This window comes from Nocardia sp. NPDC047038, from assembly GCF_040644075.1.
Classification (GTDB): domain Bacteria; phylum Actinomycetota; class Actinomycetes; order Mycobacteriales; family Mycobacteriaceae; genus Nocardia; species Nocardia sichangensis.
The window spans coordinates 79,254-98,620 of the sequence record NZ_JBEYVQ010000006.1 but is presented as its reverse complement, the minus strand read 5'-3'; the positions used below and the strand labels follow the sequence as shown (position 1 = coordinate 98,620).

At 68.4% G+C, this 19,367-nt stretch carries 18 protein-coding genes; 9 read left to right on the top strand and 9 right to left on the bottom strand.

Translation table 11 applies throughout. The features are described 5' to 3' along the window. Window positions 1-137 precede the first annotated feature (137 nt). From ABZ824_RS21685 to ABZ824_RS21675, 3 genes are all read left to right on the top strand, one after another. On the top strand, window positions 138-311 hold the full coding sequence (locus tag ABZ824_RS21685) for a CsbD family protein (protein WP_355072675.1): 174 nt from the start codon (window positions 138-140) through the stop codon (window positions 309-311). 206 nt (window positions 312-517) lie between these two features. After that, entirely contained in the window at window positions 518-1,231 is a 714-nt protein-coding gene (locus ABZ824_RS21680; protein ID WP_356964992.1) for a GntR family transcriptional regulator, read from the top strand. A 4-nt stretch (window positions 1,232-1,235) separates the two neighbouring features. Beyond that, entirely contained in the window at window positions 1,236-2,063 is an 828-nt protein-coding gene (locus ABZ824_RS21675) for a sterol desaturase family protein (protein ID WP_355072672.1), read from the top strand. On the opposite strand, the gene ABZ824_RS21670 is transcribed toward ABZ824_RS21675, so the two are convergent. The 5 genes from ABZ824_RS21670 to ABZ824_RS21650 form a co-directional block, all read right to left on the bottom strand. Next, a complete protein-coding gene (locus tag ABZ824_RS21670; RefSeq protein WP_356964991.1) occupies window positions 2,024-4,141 on the bottom strand; it encodes an MMPL family transporter in 2,118 nt (705 codons plus the stop codon). The two genes, ABZ824_RS21675 and ABZ824_RS21670, sit on opposite strands and share 40 nt — an antisense overlap. Before the next feature lie 153 nt (window positions 4,142-4,294). Next, window positions 4,295-5,104: an RNA polymerase sigma factor SigF gene (locus ABZ824_RS21665; protein WP_355072668.1), complete on the bottom strand. Its 810-nt coding sequence runs from the start codon at window positions 5,102-5,104 to the stop codon at window positions 4,295-4,297. Beyond that, the gene (locus ABZ824_RS21660; RefSeq protein WP_355072666.1) at window positions 5,097-5,534 is read right to left on the bottom strand and encodes an anti-sigma factor; all 438 of its coding nucleotides are present in this window, start codon (window positions 5,532-5,534) and stop codon (window positions 5,097-5,099) included. Before ABZ824_RS21660 ends, ABZ824_RS21665 begins: the two co-directional genes overlap by 8 nt. Before the next feature lie 237 nt (window positions 5,535-5,771). Continuing rightward, window positions 5,772-6,254 (bottom strand): DUF4254 domain-containing protein, encoded by a 483-nt coding sequence (locus tag ABZ824_RS21655; protein ID WP_356964989.1) that lies wholly within the window; start codon window positions 6,252-6,254, stop codon window positions 5,772-5,774. Between the two features lie 110 nt (window positions 6,255-6,364). Then, complete coding sequence (locus ABZ824_RS21650) at window positions 6,365-6,790, bottom strand: VOC family protein (protein WP_356964988.1); 426 nt, start codon at window positions 6,788-6,790, stop codon at window positions 6,365-6,367. A gap of 139 nt (window positions 6,791-6,929) precedes the next feature. Here ABZ824_RS21650 and ABZ824_RS21645 point away from each other — a divergent pair, with 139 nt between their 5' ends. Further along, window positions 6,930-7,904 carry a helix-turn-helix domain-containing protein gene (locus tag ABZ824_RS21645; RefSeq protein ID WP_355072661.1) on the top strand — a complete coding sequence of 325 codons (975 nt, stop codon included), beginning with the start codon at window positions 6,930-6,932 and terminating at the stop codon, window positions 7,902-7,904. A 205-nt stretch (window positions 7,905-8,109) separates the two neighbouring features. After that, complete coding sequence (locus ABZ824_RS21640) at window positions 8,110-9,978, top strand: potassium transporter Kup (protein ID WP_356965223.1); 1,869 nt, start codon at window positions 8,110-8,112, stop codon at window positions 9,976-9,978. A 54-nt stretch (window positions 9,979-10,032) separates the two neighbouring features. On the opposite strand, the gene ABZ824_RS21635 is transcribed toward ABZ824_RS21640, so the two are convergent. After that, window positions 10,033-10,758, bottom strand: coding sequence for a glucose 1-dehydrogenase (locus tag ABZ824_RS21635; RefSeq protein ID WP_356964987.1), 726 nt, complete (start codon window positions 10,756-10,758; stop codon window positions 10,033-10,035). An 88-nt stretch (window positions 10,759-10,846) separates the two neighbouring features. Between ABZ824_RS21635 and ABZ824_RS21630 the strand changes: the two genes are divergently transcribed. Then, window positions 10,847-11,269, top strand: coding sequence for a MarR family transcriptional regulator (locus tag ABZ824_RS21630; RefSeq protein WP_356964986.1), 423 nt, complete (start codon window positions 10,847-10,849; stop codon window positions 11,267-11,269). A 203-nt stretch (window positions 11,270-11,472) separates the two neighbouring features. Beyond that, on the top strand, window positions 11,473-13,329 hold the full coding sequence (locus tag ABZ824_RS21625; protein WP_356964985.1) for a DNA/RNA non-specific endonuclease: 1,857 nt from the start codon (window positions 11,473-11,475) through the stop codon (window positions 13,327-13,329). Window positions 13,330-13,340: 11 nt separating this feature from the next. On the opposite strand, the gene ABZ824_RS21620 is transcribed toward ABZ824_RS21625, so the two are convergent. Then, the gene (locus ABZ824_RS21620; protein ID WP_356964983.1) at window positions 13,341-13,799 is read right to left on the bottom strand and encodes an SRPBCC family protein; all 459 of its coding nucleotides are present in this window, start codon (window positions 13,797-13,799) and stop codon (window positions 13,341-13,343) included. A 317-nt stretch (window positions 13,800-14,116) separates the two neighbouring features. Between ABZ824_RS21620 and ABZ824_RS21615 the strand changes: the two genes are divergently transcribed. Next, a complete protein-coding gene (locus tag ABZ824_RS21615) occupies window positions 14,117-14,242 on the top strand; it encodes a hypothetical protein (RefSeq protein ID WP_355072651.1) in 126 nt (41 codons plus the stop codon). Window positions 14,243-14,287: 45 nt separating this feature from the next. Here ABZ824_RS21615 and ABZ824_RS21610 read toward each other — a convergent pair whose 3' ends face one another. Together ABZ824_RS21610 and ABZ824_RS21605 are read right to left on the bottom strand one after the other, a co-directional pair. Continuing rightward, on the bottom strand, window positions 14,288-15,514 hold the full coding sequence (locus ABZ824_RS21610; RefSeq protein WP_356964982.1) for a cytochrome P450: 1,227 nt from the start codon (window positions 15,512-15,514) through the stop codon (window positions 14,288-14,290). Next, window positions 15,511-15,729: a ferredoxin gene (locus ABZ824_RS21605; RefSeq protein ID WP_356964981.1), complete on the bottom strand. Its 219-nt coding sequence runs from the start codon at window positions 15,727-15,729 to the stop codon at window positions 15,511-15,513. The genes ABZ824_RS21610 and ABZ824_RS21605 overlap by 4 nt, the downstream gene beginning before the upstream one ends. A gap of 438 nt (window positions 15,730-16,167) precedes the next feature. Here ABZ824_RS21605 and ABZ824_RS21600 point away from each other — a divergent pair, with 438 nt between their 5' ends. Further along, window positions 16,168-19,329: a BTAD domain-containing putative transcriptional regulator gene (locus tag ABZ824_RS21600; protein WP_356964980.1), complete on the top strand. Its 3,162-nt coding sequence runs from the start codon at window positions 16,168-16,170 to the stop codon at window positions 19,327-19,329. Window positions 19,330-19,367: the final 38 nt, after the last annotated feature.

Sequence of the window (19,367 nt, the reverse complement as noted above, 5' to 3'; positions counted from 1 at the left end):
TCCGCGAAGACCCGGTTTCCCGCCGGGTCTTCCGCTTTTTACGAGGAATGGCCGATGTTTGGCCGCCCGATTGCGGGCTACTGCCGAGAAGACCGGCTGAAGATGGCCGGCCGGTCGCTTCAAAAGGAGGTTGTGACATGAGCGCAGTCGACAAGGCGAAGAACAAGACCGATAAAGTCGCTGGTCAGGCCAAAGAAAAGCTCGGCGAGGCCAAGGGTGACCGGGGGAAGCGCGACGAAGGCCGCACCGACCAGATCAAGTCCGACCTGAAGGACGCCGGCGAGAAGGTCAAGGACGCCTTCCGGCACTGACCGCCGCGCGTGCGCTATCGGACGTTGTCCGTGCCTGGCGCCGCGCACGGCCGTAGCGAACGCGGGGTAGCACCGCGCACGGCTGAGCGAAAGCGCAGGCGGATAGGTCGTAGGCGGATGGCCGCATGAAGCGGGCATCCGCCTTTCTTTCCAGGAACTGGTCCAACCAGTTGACCTGTTGACCGCCATACGCGAGACTCGGTGACATGGAATTCGCCGCGGTCGCCCGCACCGCCGTCTCCGATACGGTCTTCGGCCAGATCATCGACGCGATCCTGAGCGGCAAACTCGCCCCCGAGGCGACGCTCCCCTCCGAGCGCGAGCTGGCCGAGATGTTCCAGGTGAACCGCCACGCCGTCCGCGAAGCGCTCAAGCGCGTACAGCAGAGCGGGCTGGTCCGCGTCACGCCCGGTGGCAAGACCCGGGTTCTCGACTGGCGCTCGCACGCGGGCCTGGACATCCTGACCGCGCTCACTCGCTCCGGCGCGGTACCGGCCAGACGGATCCTGCACGACATCGCGGTGATGCGGCGTTCGGTCGCCGCCGACGCGGCCCGGTTGTGCGCCGAGCACGCCGACGCCGACCAACTGGCGACGGTGCAACGCGCCGCCGCGGCCTATCCGGACGCCACCGCCCCGTTCGGCGCCATGGTCGATGCCGATCTGGCGTTCTGGGTGGCGATCCTGGACGGCTCCGGCAATCTCGCCTACCGGCTGGCGTTGAACACCCTGGTCTCCGGCTATTTCGGGATCGGTATGGAAGTCGTCGCCGAACTGGGCCTGAACAAGGAATACATCGATCCCGGCGCCCATCGCGCGCTCGCGGAACACATTGCCCGCCGCGATTCGGCCGCGGCCTACGACACCGCCTACGCCCTGCTCACCCGCCTGGTGGACGCCCAAGCAGCACCGAAAGATTGACCCATTGTTCGACCTGATCGCCCACGCCATACCGGTTTTCGTGCTCTGCCTTGCCCTCGAAGCGGCCTCCTTCCACCTGCTGCCCGACGACGACCAACTCGGCTACCAGTTCCGCGACGCGCGCACCAGCGTGCTCATGGGGCTGGGGAACGTGGTGGTGAACCTCGGCTGGAAACTCGCGGTCGTCGCGGTGTACGCCGCGGCGTACCTGGCCGCCCCGTTCCATCTCCCGACGGACCATCCGCTGACCTGGGTCGCGCTGTTCTTCGCCGACGAGATCGCCTACTACTGGTATCACCGCACGCACCACACGGTGCGCGTGTTCTGGGCCAGCCACGTGGTGCACCACTCGAGCGAGTTCTACAACCTCTCCACCGCGCTGCGCCAGCCGTGGACCCCGTTCAGCTCGCTGCCCTATTGGTTGCCGCTGGCGCTGGCCGGTTTCCCGCCCTGGATGATCCTGCTGCAACAGTCGGTCAGCCTCGTCTACCAGTTCTTCATCCACACCGAGCGGGTCGCGACGCTGTGGCGTCCCGTGGAATTCGTGTTCAACACCCCGTCCCATCACCGGGTGCACCACGGCTCCAACGATCGCTACCTGGACAAGAACTACGGCGGCATCCTGATCATCTGGGATCGGCTGTTCGGCACCTTCGAGCCGGAGGACGAACGCGTCCGCTACGGGCTGACCAAGAACATCGAGACGTTCAATCCGGCGAAGGTCGCCACCCACGAGTTCGCCTCGATCTGGCGGGACCTGCGTAGCGCGCCCTCGTGGCGCGCCCGCGGCGGCTACTTGTTCCGCGGCCCGGGCTGGGCGCCCGCCGACTGATCCGCGCCGCCGCGCCCGTCGCCCTCCTCCTCGACGAGCCGCAGCTCGCTCGGCCACCAGATCTTCCGCCCGATCAGGCTGAACAGCGCGGGGATCACGACCGTGCGCACGACGAACGTGTCCAGCAGGATGCCGAGGCCCACCACGATGCCGACCTGAGTCAGGGTGATCAGCGGGAGCACGCCGAGCACGCAGAACACCGCCGCGAGCACGATGCCCGCACTGGTGATCACCGCGCCGGTCACCGACACCGCCCGCACCATGCCATGCGTGGTGCCGTGGCCCGGAGTCTCCTCGCGGGCCCTGGTCACCAAGAAGATCGTGTAGTCGACGCCGAGCGCGACCAGGAACAGGAACGCGAACAGCGGCACGCTGATGTCCAGCGCCGGGAACCCGAACACGTGCTCGCTCATCCAGCTGCCCAGCCCGAGCGCCGCCAGCGCGCTCAACACCGTGACCGCGACGAGCAGCAACGCGGCAGGCACCGCGCGCAGCAGCACCAGCAGCACCACCAGCACGACGACCAGGATCAGCGGAATGATCAGCTTGCGGTCGCGGCTCGCGGCCGTCTGGACGTCCAGCGCCTGGGCATCGGTGCCGCCGACGATCGCGTCGGCGCCCGGCACCTGGGCCACCGACGCGCGCAGCGCCTCGATCGTGTCGAAGGCACGTGCGGAAGACGGCGGCGCGTCGATCACCACGGCCCACCGGGTCAGCCCGGTCGGCGAGGTGCCGGTCTGCCAGGTCATCACCACGCCCTCCGTGCGGTGGAACGCCGCGTCGACCTCCACCACCGCGTCGCTGCGCGCGAGGACGATCGCGGGATCGGAAGCGCCGGAGGGGAAATGCCGAGCGAGGGCGTCGAATCCCTCCACCGACTCCGCGCGAACCCGGAACTGCTCGGTCTGCGACAGTCCCACCTGCGTCGACAGCAATCCGGTCGCGCAGATGGCCAGCACCACGAGCGCGGTTCCGGCGACCACCGCGGGCCTGCGCACCACCCACGCGGCGACCGCGTGCCAGACGCCCTCGTTCGCCGTATCGCGATCGTCGGCCTCCGGCACGAACGGCCAGAACACGTTGCGCCCGCACAACGCGAGCGCGGCGGGCAGCGCGAGCAGGACGAACACCACCGCGACCAGCAATCCCAGCGCGGCCATCACACCGAGACTGCGCGTGCTGGGCACGGAGGCGAGCACCAGCACGAGCAGGGCGGCGACCACCGTGACGTTGCTGGCCAGGATCGCGGGCCCGGCGCGCCGCACCGCGTGTCGCAATGCCGTTCGGTGGTCGGCTTCCCGATGCAGTTCGTCCCGATAACGCGACACCAGCAGCAGCGCGTAGTTGGTGCCCGCACCGAACACCAGCACACTCGTGACACCGGAGGTCGAGCCGTCGAAGGTCAGGGCGGTCACACGCGCCAGCGCGGTTCCGGCGCCGGTGGCCACCCGATCGGCCGCGCCGACCACCGCGAGCGGCACCAGCCACAGCACCGGGGAGCGGTACGTCGCGATCAGCAGCACGGCGACGACCATCGCGGTCACCGCCAGCAGGGTGACGTTGGCGCCGGAGAACGAGTCGGCGATGTCGGCGCCGAACGCCGGACCGCCGGTAACCTGCAGGACGAGTCCCTCGGGCAGGCCCTCCCGCGCGACGGCACGGATGTCCCCGATCCGGTCGGTCAGCGGGAATCCGCTCAGGTCGGCGTCCACGGGCACTTGCCCGATCGCCGCTTTCCGATCCGGCGAAGCGAGCAGGTCGCTCGGGCCGGGTGTCCGTCCCGACGCGCGCGTGACCGCCGCCACGGTGGCGTTGCGGTCGTCATCGGTCAGCTCGCCGTCATCGGCGCGCGTCACCACGATGATCGCGGCGGCCGACCCCGCGTCCGGGAACTCCTCGAGCGCCTGTTCGACTCGCGCCGATTCGGCTGAGGCCGGTAGCGCGGTAGGGGCCTGCCCGGCGGACTCGTTCTCGCCCACCGCGCCGATCAGGCCGATCGAAGCCGCGGCGAGCACCACGAGCAGCACCCACGAGGTCCGGGCGGTCACCACCGACGCATAGCGATCCCAAGCGCTCACCCCGCCAACTCTCTCAGAAACTGAGCCGCGATGGCCGAACTGCCCGACGCGGACCTGCGCGCCGCACATCGCGTGCTGGTCGCCGTCGTCCACGCGATGCGCGAGCATCACCACGGGCTGACCGGCGAGTGAACGCCTCCGCCGGGGCGCGGGTCAGTCCCGCAGCGCCTGCTCGCGCAGCGATTTCAAGGTCTTCGACAGAATCCGTGAGACCTGCATCTGCGAACATCCGATGCGCTGGGCGATCTGCTCCTGGGACATCGAGTCGAAGAAGCGCATCACCAGCACCTGCTTCTCACGTTCCGGCAGCGCCGCCAGCAGCGGCTTGACCGCCAGGTAGTTCTCCACGGTGCTGAAGTCCGGGTCTTCGGCGCCGAGCGAGTCCAGCAGCGAGGGACCGCCGGATTCGGAGTCGTCGGTGTCCGAGGCGGCGTCGATCGAGGAGGTCTGGTAGGCGTTGCGGGCGATGAGCGCCTGGGTCACCTCGTTCAGGTCCGCGCCCAGTTCCTCGGCGATCTCCCGCGCCCGCGGCATCCGGCCCAGCCGCTGCGACAGGATCTCCACCGTCGGACCGATGGTGGACTGGATCTCCTTGAGCCGCCGTGGCACTCGCACCGACCAGGCGTAGTCGCGGAAATGCCTGCGCACTTCACCCATGATCGTCGGCACCGCGAACGACAGGAAGGTCGCGCCGTGCCCCGGATCGAAGCGGTCGACGGCGGCGAGCATGCCCACCCGAGCGATCTGCAACAGGTCCTCGAAGCTCTCGCCGCGGCCGCTGAACTTGCGGGCGATGTGTTCGGCCAGCGGCAAGCAACGTTCGATCAGCTCGGTGCGCACGGCGTCCCGGCGTGGATCGTCCGGGGCCAGCGCGGCCAGTTCGGCGAAGAGCGGCTCGATATTGTCGTAGGTGTCTCCCCGCGATTTGCGCTTGGAAGCGACCTGATTCGACTCGCTACTCATTATTCGAGCCGCCGCGCACCCAACGGAAGTCGACGACGGTCGGGTAGCCGCCCACAGCGGAGTCGTGTGCGCCTCGAGTGGCCGAGACCGAATCCGTGAGCGTCGCCACGATGTGCCAGCCGAAGCCGGACTCGTCCGGGCTGGCGTCCGACACCGTGACGGTGGAGACGCGCACCTCCACCGCGTCGTCCTCGAAGCCGAACGCGCACTCCAGCTCCGCCCCGTCCACCGCGTCCAGCACCAGGGCGCTGGCCACCTCGTCGAGGGCCAGCCGGATGTCGGTCACCTCGTCGATGCCGAAATCGGCCATGAGCACGACGGTCTCGGCCAAGGCACGCAACATCGCGAGCTGTTCGGACACCGCGGGCACCCGCACGCTGATCGTGCCGGTCCGCGTCGTAGCGGGAGGAGTCCCCTCACCCTTGCTCATGCACCGCTCCCAGAAGTCGCGCCGTCCGTCGGAGCGCCCAGCCTACGCCCTCCTCCGTAGTGAACTCGATCGGCCACGGCTCGGCGCGCGCGTCTTCGTCCTGGGACGGCTGATCGCGAGGCGCCGCGACGCGGACGCGCGCACTCCCCACAACGGATGCCGACAACGATGACCAGCGCGTTCGTCCGATGCGACCGGCCCGGCCACTCGATCGACCGCCGGTAGGCCACCCCGGCATCACTGGGCCCCCGAAGCGCTGGTTCGTCCGGACGGAAGACGCCGACGGCCGTCCCCGATCGCGCGCACCAGATCGGCGTAGGCGATCTCCAGTTCGGCCAGCCGGGTCCATGCCGCGTGCATGCGCTCGCCTCCCGGATCGTCGTGCATCAGCAGATGGAACGCGTCTTCCGCGACGGCGGCCATCCGGTCGATCATCTCCCCCAGGCTCTCGTGGTGCACCCGCACCGCGGGGTCGGCGCACGGCAGGTGCAGCGCCGCCCAGGTGTCGATCCGTTCGACCAACTCGGCGCGCCGCCGCCGCGTCCCGATCGATTCCCGTGCGTCCTCCCGGCGCCGCCGGTGCAGTTCGGTCAGCTCGCGCGCCCACCGGCTCACCGGGCCCTGCACGTGCTGGCCGCCCAGCGCGCACAGCAGTGCGCTCGGACTCGGCAGCGCCGAATCCTCGGACAGCTTCCGCGGTCGCGCACGCTGGACCAGCATCGGCCTACCTCCCCGGCACGACCGCACCGCTCGTACGGCCGGTCGGCCAAGCCTTCATCAGGACAGCGTTCATTCCGGATCGGGCATGCCCGCTGCGAGCGGACGCAAACTCACAGGGGCGCAGTGAGTTCGAGATGGATGCCGTCGGGATCGGAGAACGACAGGATCGCGATGCCGAAATCGGCCATCTCGGTGATCTTCCCGTGTTCGATGCCCGCATCGGCCAGGCGAGCGGCCGCGGCCACCAGATCGTCCCGCGCCGGGACGGTGAAGCTGAGATGGTCCAAACCCACACGTTCGGAATCGAATCGGTCCGCCGGATCGGCGACCGGACGCAGGCCGAGCAACATGCCGTTGGCCTGGAACACCACCCCGCCGAACAGTCGCATCGGGTCGACGCGCACCTCCGGATCGTCGGGGCTGCCGGGCGATTCGGCGGCGATGGGGAAACCGAGCACATCTCGGTAGAAGGCACGCGACCGGGCGATGTCGGTCACGGTCAACCGGATGTGATGCGTCCCGGTCGTTTCGATCATGGTCACGCTCCCAAACGAGGTACGGCGGGTTCGATCGGCTCCCCGGTTCGCTCGGCGGCGAGCCGTCTCGCGATGACGGTAGGACAGAATCCCGGCGGAACCGAGTGTCGCAAACGACATCTTCGGTACCGTTTCCGACATGGACGTCGTCGTCTTCGTGGTGGACGGCGTAGCCGATTTCGGATACGCCGCCCTACTGGAAACCTTCAACACCGCCAACGCCGTGCGCACCGAGCTGCCCGACCCGCCGCAGCCGTGGCGGGTGCACAGCGCGTCGTTCGGCGCCACGGTGCGGTCGGGCAACGGCCACACCGTGCCGACGATCCCGCTCGACGAACTCGGCGACGGGTTCGATCTGATGATCGTGCCCGCCGTGAACGTCCTGGAGGCCGCGGCGCTGATCGACCTGGTTTCCGCACCCGCCAGCCGTCCGGTGCTCGACCGGCTGGTCGCGGCCCGCGATCGGGGCGCTCACCTCGCCGGCGCCTGCACCGGAACGTTCTTCCTGGCCGAAGCGGGCGTGCTGGACGGCTCCCCCGCGACCACGAGCTGGTGGCTCGGCCCCAGCTTCCGGCGCCGCTACCCGCACGTGGAACTCGACGAGGGACGCACGCTGTGTCGCGGTCGACGCGTCACCACCGCGGGCGCCGCGCTCTCGCACATGGACCTGGCGCTGTCGCTGATCGCGAGCAAGAGCCCGGCCCTGGCCGAACGCGCCATGCGCTACCTGGCGGTGGGCGCGGGCCGACCGCAACGGGAGTTCATCGTCCCCGAGATCATCGCCCGCGGCGATTCCGTCACCGCCGCCTTCGAACGCTGGGTCCGCGCACACCTCGGCGAGAATTTCCGGATATCCCAGGCCGCTCGCGCCGTCGGCGTCACCGAACGCAGCCTGCAGCGGGCCACCCACGCCGAACTGGGCATGTCCCCCACGGAATTCGTGCACGACATCCGCCTGGAACGCGCCGTGCAACTGCTGCGCACCACTTCGCTCACGGTGGACGCGGTGGCCGCCAAGGTGGGTTATCTCAACGCCGGAACACTGCGTGGATTGTTCCGCCGCCGCCGGGGCATGTCGATCTCCGAGATCCGCATGACGCGCGTGTCGTATTGAGCCGCGGTAGGCACGACGCCGGATGTCATGCGGCGGCTACTGCCCGACGGCCCAACTCCGGGAACGGTATCGTCCGCACGGGCGGCCGGACAGCCCGCGCTAGGAGGACTCGGTGACCGATCGGCAGCACACGACCACATCCGACGAGGAGCGACCCCCCGCGCCCTCCGCGACGAGCGCACACGACACCGCGCGGCTCGGCGTGGTGGTCGCCGCACTCGGCGTGGTGTTCGGCGACATCGGCACCAGTCCGATCTACACCATCCAGACGGTGTTCAACCCTGCCGACCCACATCCGGTGCCGGTGAGTGTGGACAACGTGTACGGCGTGGTCTCGCTGATCTTCTGGTCGGTCACCATCATCGTCACCGTCACCTACATCCTGCTGGCCCTGCGCGCCGACAACGACGGCGAGGGCGGCATCATGGCGCTGATCACGCAGCTGCGGCGGTGGGGTTCGCAGCACGGCCGACGGCAGACTGCGGCGCTGGCGGCGCTGGGCATCTTCGGCGCTTCGCTGTTCTTCGGCGACAGCATGATCACTCCGGCGATCTCCGTGCTGTCCGCCGTCGAGGGAATCGAGGTCGTGCAACCGTCGCTGGCGGATTTCGTCGTACCGATCACCGCGGTCATCATCGTGACGCTGTTCCTGGTGCAGCGCCGGGGCACCTCGGCCGTGGGCCGGGTGTTCGGGCCGGTGATGATCGCCTGGTTCGCCGTCATCGGCGCGTGCGGGGTGGCGGGCATCGCCGATCATCCGCAGATTCTGCGAGCCCTGTCACCGACCTACGCGCTCGGCTTCCTGTTCGGCCATTTCGGCACCGCCTTCTTCGCCTTGGCCGCGATCGTCCTCGCGGTGACCGGAGCCGAGGCGCTGTACGCCGACATGGGTCATTTCGGTCGCCGGGCGATCACCCGTGGCTGGCTGTTTCTGGTGTTCCCGGCGTGCATCCTCAGCTATTTCGGCCAAGGCGCGCTGATCCTCGACGATCCCGGCCACGTCAGCAGCCCGTTCTTCCTGCTCATGCCCGCATGGGGTCGCCTGCCGCTGGTGCTGTTGGCCACCGCCGCTACGGTGATCGCGTCGCAGGCGGTGATCACCGGCGCGTATTCGGTGGCATCCCAGGCCGCCCGGCTCGGCTACCTGCCCCGGCTGCGCATCGCGCACACCTCGGAGGCGACGGTCGGCCAGATCTACGTGCCGTGGATCAACTGGCTGCTGATGGTCTCGGTGCTCACCCTGGTGTTCGCCTTCCGCAGTTCGGCGGCGCTGGCCTACGCGTTCGGCATGGCGGTGACCGGCACGATCACCATCACCACGCTGTTGTTCTTCTACGTCGCCCGCGCCCGCTGGAATATCCCGCTCTGGCTGCTCGCCCTTGGCGCCGTCCCGCTGCTGTCGGTGGACCTGCTGTTCGTCGCAGCCAACCTGACCAAGCTCGTGCACGGCGCGTGGCTGCCGCTGCTGATCGGTCTCACCGCGTTCACCATCATGACCACCTGGCAACGCGGGCGCGACATCGTCACCGCCGAACGCGAACGGCGGGAGGGGTCGCTGCGCGAGTTCGTCGACCACTTGCACGCGGGCGACCCGTCGATACTCGAGGTCCCCGGCACGGCCGTCTTCCTCAACCGAGGCAAGCGAACCGCGCCGCTGGCCTTGCGGGCCAACGCCGAACACAACCATGTGCGCCACGCACACGTCGTGATCATGTCGATCGAGACCGAACCCGTGCCGCGGGTTCCGGCGGACGAACGGATCAGCGTCGATTCCCTCGGCTACACCGAAGACGGCATCATCCACGTGTGCGCCCGGTTCGGCTACATGGAGTCGCAAGACGTGCCCGGCGCGCTGGCATTGCTCGACCCCGCTGTCACCGAGGGACCGTTGCAGCTGGACCGTGCGTCCTACTTCCTGTCGAAGATCGAGCTGCGCCCCGGTACCGAGCCGACGATGGCCCAGTGGCGCAAGCGGCTGTTCATCGCCACCTCCTACATCACCGCCGACGCCGCCGAGCAGTTCGGCCTACCCCGCGAGCGCACGGTGATCATGGGCGCTCACATCGAGATCTAGGCGCGCACACCCTGGTTCCGTCTCGGACCGTCTCCGTCCCGGTACGTTCGCGGTTCAGAACGCTCCCCCACCGGCGGGCACGCTCGCCCCGGTGATCCAGCGGGCCTCCTCCGACGTCAGAAAGCCGACCACGTCGGCGATGTCGTCGGGCTCGCCCACGCGGCCGAGCGGAATCGATTGAAGGATCTGCTGATTCGCCCCGATCGCCCCTGACGCGGCGAGTGCGTCGGTGCGCACCGCACCGGGCAGCACGCTGTTGGCCGTGATGCCGCGCGGGCCGAGTTCCCTGGCCAGCACCCGAACCAGCTGCTCTACGGCGGCCTTGCTGGCGCCGTAGACACCCGAGCCCGGCCGGTGGGTCAGTGTCGCGCCGGAGGACACGACGACGATGCGGCCGTTGTCGCGCAACCGCTTCGCGGCCTCACGCAGGGCGACGAACGTCGCCTTGGTGTTGACCGCGAACATCAGCTCGAAGTCCTCGTCGGTGGCCTCGGCTATCGAGCCGAAACGCGCGACGCCCGCGTTGTTCACGAAGACGTCCACGCCGCCGAAACACTCCTCGGCGGCGTCGAACAACCTGCGCGGGCCCGCCGGGTCGGCGACGTCGGCCCGCACCGCCCACGCCTGCCCACCGGAGCCCTCGATGGCGGCCACCACCTGTTCGGCGGCCTGCCGGTTCGATCGGTAGTTGACGACGACGGCGGCTCCCCTCGCGCCCAGACGCTCGGCGATGGCGCGGCCGATGCCGCGGGATCCTCCGGTGACGATCGCGACCGGCATCTCACCTCCCATTGATGACCATGGCGATAGTCGAGATCATCAACTAAATCAGCGAGGATGTCAACTGTCGATGACATAGACTTTCCCCATGCCGACCGATGATCAGGGGCTCGCGCCCGCTTTCGCACGGCTGCACCGCGAGATCAGCGCCCTCTACACCTCGATCGCGCGACGCCTCGAATTGACGAGTCAGCAAGCCGAATTGCTGTGCCTGCTCGGCGCCGACCGGCCGCCGTCCTTCGGCGAGCTGGCCGCGACGCTCGGTTGTGACAAGACCAATGTGACCGGCATGGTCGACCGGCTGGAGCGGCGAGGGCTACTTGCCCGGGAGACCGACCCGGGAGACCGCCGCGTGACTCGCGCCGTTCCCACCGAACAGGGCTCGGCGGTGCGGCACAAGTTCCGCGCGGAGCTGGAGCACGAGCTGGCCCGCAGGCTTCCCGGCATCGACCGAACTCGATTGATCGGCCTCGTGACCGCGACGGCGACAGCCTTGGCCGAACATCGGTGAAAATCTAACGTCGCTGAAACCGACAGCACGCGTAGGCGCCTACCTACTGTTTTGGTTATGCGAACTAACTTTTGCGCAGCATTGCGGCACCCGTCGTTCGAGTAGTTCGCTACTCGTGTGCGGGCACGACTGTGACCAGAGAATGGCGATAGCTGGTGCGACAACGCCGTCGACGCCACGCTCACCTCGATCACGGAGCCACCATGCCTGCCAAAAAGAATTCACCAGCCCGCCGGACGAACACCCGAAACGACGACCTTCTCGCCGCACTGCGCAAATTCATCCGCAGCAAAGGCGAGAACTTCCTCGAAGACCCCAATATCTCCTCGATCGGCATCGGCCACAAGCAAGTCGACGGAAAATCGACCGGCGAGATCGCGGTGCAGTTCACCGTGCACGAGAAGGTGTCCGAACCGGAGGCGCTGGAAGCGCTTGGCACGTCGGCGATTCCGGAGACCGTCACCGTCGACGGGATCGAGGTACCGACCGACGTGCTACAGCGCACGTTCGAGCCGGCCTTCCGGCTGGTCACCGAAGCGGCCGCGCCCGAGCGCAAGTCGCGCCTCGACCCGATCGTGCCGGGAATCAGCGTTGCCCACCCGAGCACTACGGCGGGGACGATCGGTTGCGTCGTCTACGACCGGGACGACGGAACACCGTATGTGCTGAGCAATTGGCACGTCCTGAACACCGCGGCGGGCAATCTCGGCGACGACGTCGTGCAGCCGGGCCCGCGTGACGACAACCGGGTCGACCGCAACCGGCTCGGCAAGCTGATCCGATCCCATCTCGGCACGGCGGGCGACTGCGCCGTCGCCGACATCGAGAACCGGCGGTTCAGCGCCGCGATCATGGGCCTGGACGTCGTCCCGGACCGCCTCGGCGAACCCGAGCTGGGCGACAAGGTGATCAAGAGCGGCCGGACCACCCAGGTCACCCACGGCATGGTGCGGCGCGTCGACGTGGTCGCCAAGATCGACTATCACGGCGTTGGCACGAGAAGCATCGGCGGCTTCGAGATCGGGCCCGACCCGGACCATCCCGCGGTCGACGGCGAGATCAGCAGCGGCGGCGACTCCGGATCGGCGTGGATTTTCGAGCTCCCCGACGGCAAGACCAGCACCGTGCTGGCCGGATTGCATTTCGCCGGCGAGACGGGCGCGGACACCGACGAGCACGCGCTGGCCTGCCTGCCGCAATCGGTGTTCGAGAAGCTCGGCATCACCTTGACCCCGCCGGCCGCGGAGGAAGCCGCGGCCGTCGCAGGATACGACCCGAATTTCCTCGCGTCGCCGATTCCGGTCCCCGAGGTGGACGCCGAGGTCCGCCCCGACGTGGCGACCACCCTGGACGGCGCCGATGTCCTGCACTACACGCATTTCTCCCTCGCGATGCGCCGCTCGCGCCGCTTCGCCATCTGGGTGGCCTGGAATATCGACGGCGGCTCGATCAAGAAGCTGTCGCGGAAGAAGATCGACTTCGTCAAGGACGCGCGGCTCGACGCGGACGCCCAGGTCGGCAACGAGTTGTACCGCGACAACCGGCTCGATCGCGGCCACCTCGCCCGCCGCGCGGACCTGCTGTGGGGCAGCCTGCCCGAGGCCAAGAAGGCCAACGAGGATTCGTTCTTCTACACCAACATCACCCCGCAGATGGACGACTTCAACCAGAGCATGCGCGATGGGGTCTGGGGGCGGCTCGAGGACGCCGTCTTCGCCGACGTCACCGTCGACGACCTCAAGGTCAGCGCGTTCGGCGGCCCGGTCTTCACCGACGACGACCAGGAATTCCGGCAGGTCAGGATTCCGCGCGAGTTCTGGAAGGTCATCGCGTTCCGGGAGAACGGCGAACTGAAGGCCCGGGGCTTCCTGCTGAGCCAGAACCTGGACCAGCTGGAAGTGCTCGATCTCGACGAGTTCCGCGTCTTCCAGGTGCCGCTGACCGAGATCGAGCAGCGAGCCCGCTTCCACTTCCCGCAAGCGCTGCGGGACGCGGATCTGCAACTGGCGCCGGAGGAAGTGGCCGCCCCCTTGAACTCGGTCGCGGATATCCAATGGTGAAGCGGAGCGACCTATACGGCGCGTGATTTCGGGGGCGCGGTATATCCCTCGGCGAATTCGATGAAGTTCTGCACGACGGTCTCGGCCTCCCGCCGAACACTGCGCTTGAGGAGCAGTCCGGGCAGCAAGAGCGAGGATTGCAGCTCGGTGTGATACCAGACCTGCGATCCCGCGCCGTCCTCGGCGACTTCGAACCAGCCACCGCCGCCGACGCCGACACAGCTGTCCACGACCTGCCACGACACTCGGTCCGCGGTCCAGTCGTATTCCAGCACCTGGAGATCGGACTTGCCGAGCGGAGTCTCCGCGGTGACGTAGACCCGCTGCGGACGACCGGATTCAGCGCGGGTGGCCACGCGCGCATCCGAATGCGTCGACCATTCGGGAAGCAATTCGATCGCGGCGACCGCATCGAACACCCGGATGGGATCGACGCCGACGGTGAAATGGATATCGGTTTTTACGCGCATAACTCCTCCACCCCCGGGATCAACCCGGCCGATTCTGCCCGTGCCGCTTCCCATCCGTCAATACGCGTTCGACTCGCAACCAGCATTCCCCCGCAAAGAGCGATGTCAGAGCCAAAAATAGGTCGACAGCTACCCATTGGCTATTCTCGATTCCAATTGTTACCGGCGAGTATAAAAGTGGGATCGCAAGAGTTTCGCCGCGGTGCTCGTGTGCGATATGCCGATCCAACCGTGGCGAGGGTGTTCATTCTGTCCGTGAGCGGTATTCATGCCACCGGTCCGTCGCGGCCCACACGGCCTACTTCGTGTTCTTTCGCATGGGCTCGAACCACCCCGCCGCCGGTGACGAGGACGACGCCGGAAATACGCTGCGCGCCTTGGCCACAGCGCGCCTCGTCATGGGCATGCCCGCCCTGGCCGACAACCGATACGGCCAGGGCTGACGGACCGGCCGTCCAGGCGCGTTCCCACGCGCTCGGCCGACAGTTCTACCGTGCCGTCTCCGTCCAGGTGACCGGCAGTTCGTGGACGCCGTAGATATTCATGTCGGTCCGGAGTTTCACCGCACCGGCGGGGATGGCGAGCTCGAGCGTCGGGAAGCGGCGCAGCAGTCCGGCGAAACCGGCGCGCATCTCGATGCGGGCCAGTTGCTGGCCGAGGCATTGGTGGACGCCGTGGCCGAAGGACAGGTGGCCGCGGGCCTTGCGGTGCAGGTCCAAGGTGTCGGGATGGTCGAAACGCTGGGGGTCGTGGTTGGCGGCCAGCAGCGAGACGACCACGGTGGAACCCTTGCCGATCGTTTCACCGCCGAGTTCGATGTCGTCGGTGGCGTAGCGATAGAAGATGTCGGCGACCGACAGGTAGCGCATGAGTTCCTCGACGGCGTCGGGAAGCAGATCCGGGTCGGCGCGCAGTTCGGCCAGCTGCTCGGGGTGCTCCAGCAGCGCGAAGGTGCCGAGCGCGAGCATGTTCGCGGTGGTCTCGTGGCCCGCGAGCAGCAGCAGGAAAGCGATGCCGGTCAGCTCCTCGATGGTGAGGTCGTCGTGGCGGGCCAGGTCGGACAGTATGTCCTCGCCGGGTTCGGCGCGCTTGCGTGTGACCAGTTCGGCCAGGTACGTCGTCATCGCGCCGTACGCGGCCATCTTCTCCTCGAGCGATTGGTCCTTGACCAAGAACTTGGCGGAGTTGACCTGGAAGGTCTCCCGGTCCGCGTAGGGCACACCGAGCAGCTCGCAGATCACCAGCGAGGGCACCGGCAGCGCGAACTCCTCGACCAGGTCGACCGGCGGGGTCAGCCGCGCCATCTGGTCCAATTGCCGCTCGGCGATGTCGATGATGTGCTCCTCGAGCTGCTTCATCCGTTTGACGGTGAACGCGCCGGTCAGCTTGCGCCGCAGCCGGGTGTGGTCCGGCGGGTCCATGGCGATGAACAAACCCGGCACCTGCGGTGACGGTTCGGTGGCGACGGGCATGCCGGGTGTCTCGTACGGCACGTGGACGATGCCGATGTCCTGGCGGGAGCTGAACCGGGTGTCGGCCATGAGCCGGCGAACCGCGTCGTAGCCGGTGACGAGCCAGCCCTCGTGACCGTCGGGGAAGATCAGGGGGCTGACCGGACGAAGCTCACGCAGCCGGGTGATCTCGCGGGGTGGGTCGAAGGGTCCCGCGTCGCGCTCCAGGGGGAGGCCGTGCGGGATGGGGGCCGTCTGACTCATCGAATTTCCTCTCGCGGCGATTGTCGAACGATGGTGATCGCGCCGGACGGGCACAGCTGGGCCGCCTCGCGGACGGCCTGCTCCGACTCGGGCGCGGGTGTGAGGTCCAGCGGCGCCACCCGGCCGTCCTCCGGGTCCTGGTCGAATACTCCAGGGGCGGTCAGTGCGCACATGCCGGCGCTGACGCAGCGCTCACGGTCCACTCTGAGTTCCACCGGCTACCCCTCTTCCCAGGCGACCGGGAGAGAGCGCACACCGTGGGCAAGTGCACTGGTGCACAGCGGCGTCCGGAACACCTTCCTTAGCCCTGTCATTGCTGACCTGTTCACAGGAGAACTGTCGCCCGACTGGCTGACACCGACCTGATACCGGCCTGACACGCAGCCGATACGGCGTTCGCCCTGGTCATCACTACCCACTGCCCGGCACGCACCGTTCGCGCACACAGCGAACGGCCATACGGCACCGGCAGGTGTCTCGACGCGCATCGCCTCCGCGCAGAGCCGATCAGAGCGCGTATGCGCCTGCTCTCCGGCAAGCCGACATCTCGGCACGCTGCGGCCGACCGGTGTCGGTCGCCGCCATCGGAGCGGTTATCACCCCGGGGACGGGCGGCCCGGCTCACCGCCGAGAGTCCACGGCAGAATGGGCCGGTGCAGATCGGGATGCTTGGACCGCTCGAGATCCGACTAGACGACGGCGGATTGATCGAGGTACCGGGCGCTCGGTTGCGGGCGCTGTTGATCGCGCTCGCGCTCGAACCAGGTCGGGTAGTCCCGAAAGCGACGCTGGTCGACTGGATTTGGGGTGAGCAACCGCCCGCCGACGCGGCGAACGCCTTGCAGGCACTGGTCTCCCGGCTGCGCAGGGTGCTGCCGGACGGGGCGCTCGACGGGCAGGCGGGCGGATACCGGCTGACGGTGGAACCCCACGCCGTCGACGCCCTGCGGTTCGAACGGCTTCTCGACCAGGCCCGCGGCGGTGACGACGCGCGACAGGCCCAGCTCCTGCACGAGGCCGTCGAGCTGTGGCGCGGTGCGCCGATGCAGGACGTCGGAATACCGGACAGCGAGGCTTTCGACGCGGTGGTCACCCGGCTGGAGGGGCTGCGCCTCGCCGCCATGGAGGATCGGTACGAAGCGGAGGTCCGCCTCGGCCGGGGTACGGAGCTGATCACCGAGCTGACCGAGCTGGTGGCCCGGCACCCGGTGCGGGAACGGCTCGTCGCCGCGCTGATGCGCGCGCTCGGCGCCGCGGGTCGCGGCGCCGAGGCGCTGATCGCGTACCAGCGCGCACGGGAGGCACTCGCCGACACGCTGGGCGTCGATCCCTCGCCGGAACTCTCCGCATTACACGTGGCGCTCCTGCGCGGCGAAGTGCGAACGGAGGAGAACCACCGCAACACGAACCTGCGGGCCGAGTTGACCGAATTCGTCGGCAGATACGCCGATATCGCCGCCGTGCGCGAACTCATCGCGAACCATCGGCTCACCACGTTGACCGGTCCTGGTGGCTCGGGCAAGACCAGGTTGGCCCTCGAAACCGCGCGAACCATGCTCGACGACCTGCCCGACGGGGCCTGGCTGGTGGAACTGGCGTCCGTCGGCGCGAGTGGCGACATGGCGCAATCCACCCTCGCCGCGCTCGGACTCCGCGACGCGCTGCTCGGCGGCGCACCGAACGCGGAACCGATGGACCGGCTCGTCGCGGCGATCCGCGAGCGCGAAACGCTATTGATCCTGGACAACTGTGAGCACGTGATCGAGTCCGCGGCGGCGTTCGCCCACCGGCTGCTCGGAGAGTGCGGGCGGCTGCGGATCCTCGCTACCAGCCGCGAACCGCTCGGCATCATGGGCGAGGCGTTATGGCAGGTCGAGCCGTTGGCGTTGCCCGCGCAGGACGCGGATCCCGGCGAGATCGAGTCATCCCCGGCGGTGCAGCTGTTGCGGGACAGGGCCGGTGCGGTGCGTCAGGATCTCGCGGCCGATGCTCCCACCTTGTCGACCATGGCGCGCGTCTGCCGGGCCCTCGACGGAATCCCCCTGGCGATCGAACTGGCCGCGGCCAGACTGCGCACCATGTCCCTCGACCAGCTCGCCCACCGCCTCGACGATCGATTCCGTCTGCTGACCGGCGGCAGCCGCACCGCGATTCCGCAGCACCGGACGTTGCGAGCGGTAGTCGACTGGAGCTGGGAGCTGCTCACCGACTCCGAACGGATGGTTCTGCGCAGGCTCGCGGTGTTCTCCGGCGGCGCGAGCCTGGAGGCGGCCGAGCAGGTCTGCGCGGGGCCCGAAGCCCAGGGCGAGGAGAGCATGGCGGTCGAGCGGTGGGAGGTGCTCGAGCTGCTGACCGCGCTGACCGAGAAATCGCTGCTGCGCACCGTGGAGGACAGCGGGCCGCGCTTCCGGATGCTGGACACGATCAAGCAGTACGCCCGGGACCGGCTCGAGGAGTCGGGCGAATCGGATTCGGCGCGCCGAGCGCATCTCGCGTACTTCACCGAACTCGCCGACATCGCGGAGCCGCACCTGCGCCGCGCCGAGCAATTGGAGTGGCTCGCCACGCTCGAGGTCGAACACGACAACATCGCCGTCGCGATGCGTGGCGCGCTCGCGGCCGCGGACGCGACCGGGGCGATGCGGCTCGCGGCGGCCGCGGGCTGGTACTGGTGGCTCGGCGGCCACAAGGCCGAGGGCATGGAGCTGATCACCGCGGCTGCCGACACGTCCGGCGAGGTGGACGACGAGATCAGGGCCAGGGTGTACGGGCTGGTCGTGCATTTCATGAGCTCCGGGCCGAGTGACGAGCACCAAGTGGAGGAATGGATCCACAAGGCATACCTGTTCAGCCGACGCAGTCGGGGGCGATACCCGCTGCTGGCGTTCGTCGCAGCGCTGGAACGCATGTTGCAGGGGCCGGACGCGTTGCTGCCCGCGTTCGAACCGCTGCTCACCGATGACGACCCTTGGGTGCGGGCGCTGGCCCGGCTCCAGCTCGGCAAGGCGCGGATCGCGCTGGGACAGCAGGGGCGGGAGGCGGACGAGTATCTGGAGACGGCGCTCGCCGAGTTCCGGACCATCGGCGAGCGCTGGGGGATCTCGTTCGCTCTGACCGAACTGGCGAATCGAATCGCCATGCGCGGTGAGTTCGCCGGTGCGTGCGAGCATCTCGACCAGGCGATCGCGGTGGTCACCGAGGTCGGCGCGATCGAGGACGTTTTCTTGATGCGGGCGCGGCAGGCTCAGCTGTACTGGCTGCTGGCCGATGCGGAGGCGAGTGCGGCGGCCATGGCCGAGGCGCAGCGGCACGCGGATCGCTCAGCTTGGCCGAACGCACTGGCCGAACTCGCCCTGACCAGGGCGGAGCTGGCTCGTTGGAGGGACGACACCGAGCAGGCGTACCGGCAGATCGATCTCGCGACAACCCTCCTCGGCAGCGATGCCGAGCAGCCGTACGTCAGGGCGCGGACCCACAACCTGCTCGGCTACCTCGCGGACGGTCTCGACGAAGCCCGCGAACACCACGACGCGGCCTTCCAAGCGGTATCCGATGCGGGATATGCGCCTTTGATCGCTCAGGTGCTCGTCGGGATCGCCGACTTGGCGCAACGCGCCGACCACGATGAGCAGGCCGTCCGGCTGCTCGCGGCGAGTGCCGCGGTGCGCGGCCTGTCCGACCGTTCCCAACCGGATGTGGAACGGATCGAGCAGACAGCACGACGTCGCCTCGGCGAAGTGCGGTTCACCGAGGCGACGAAGGAGGGTGCGCAGGCGAGCTGGCGTGAACTGGTCGCCACTGCGCTCGCTTGCTGAACATGGCGAAAACAGGTGTGCGACACCGACCTGGTGTC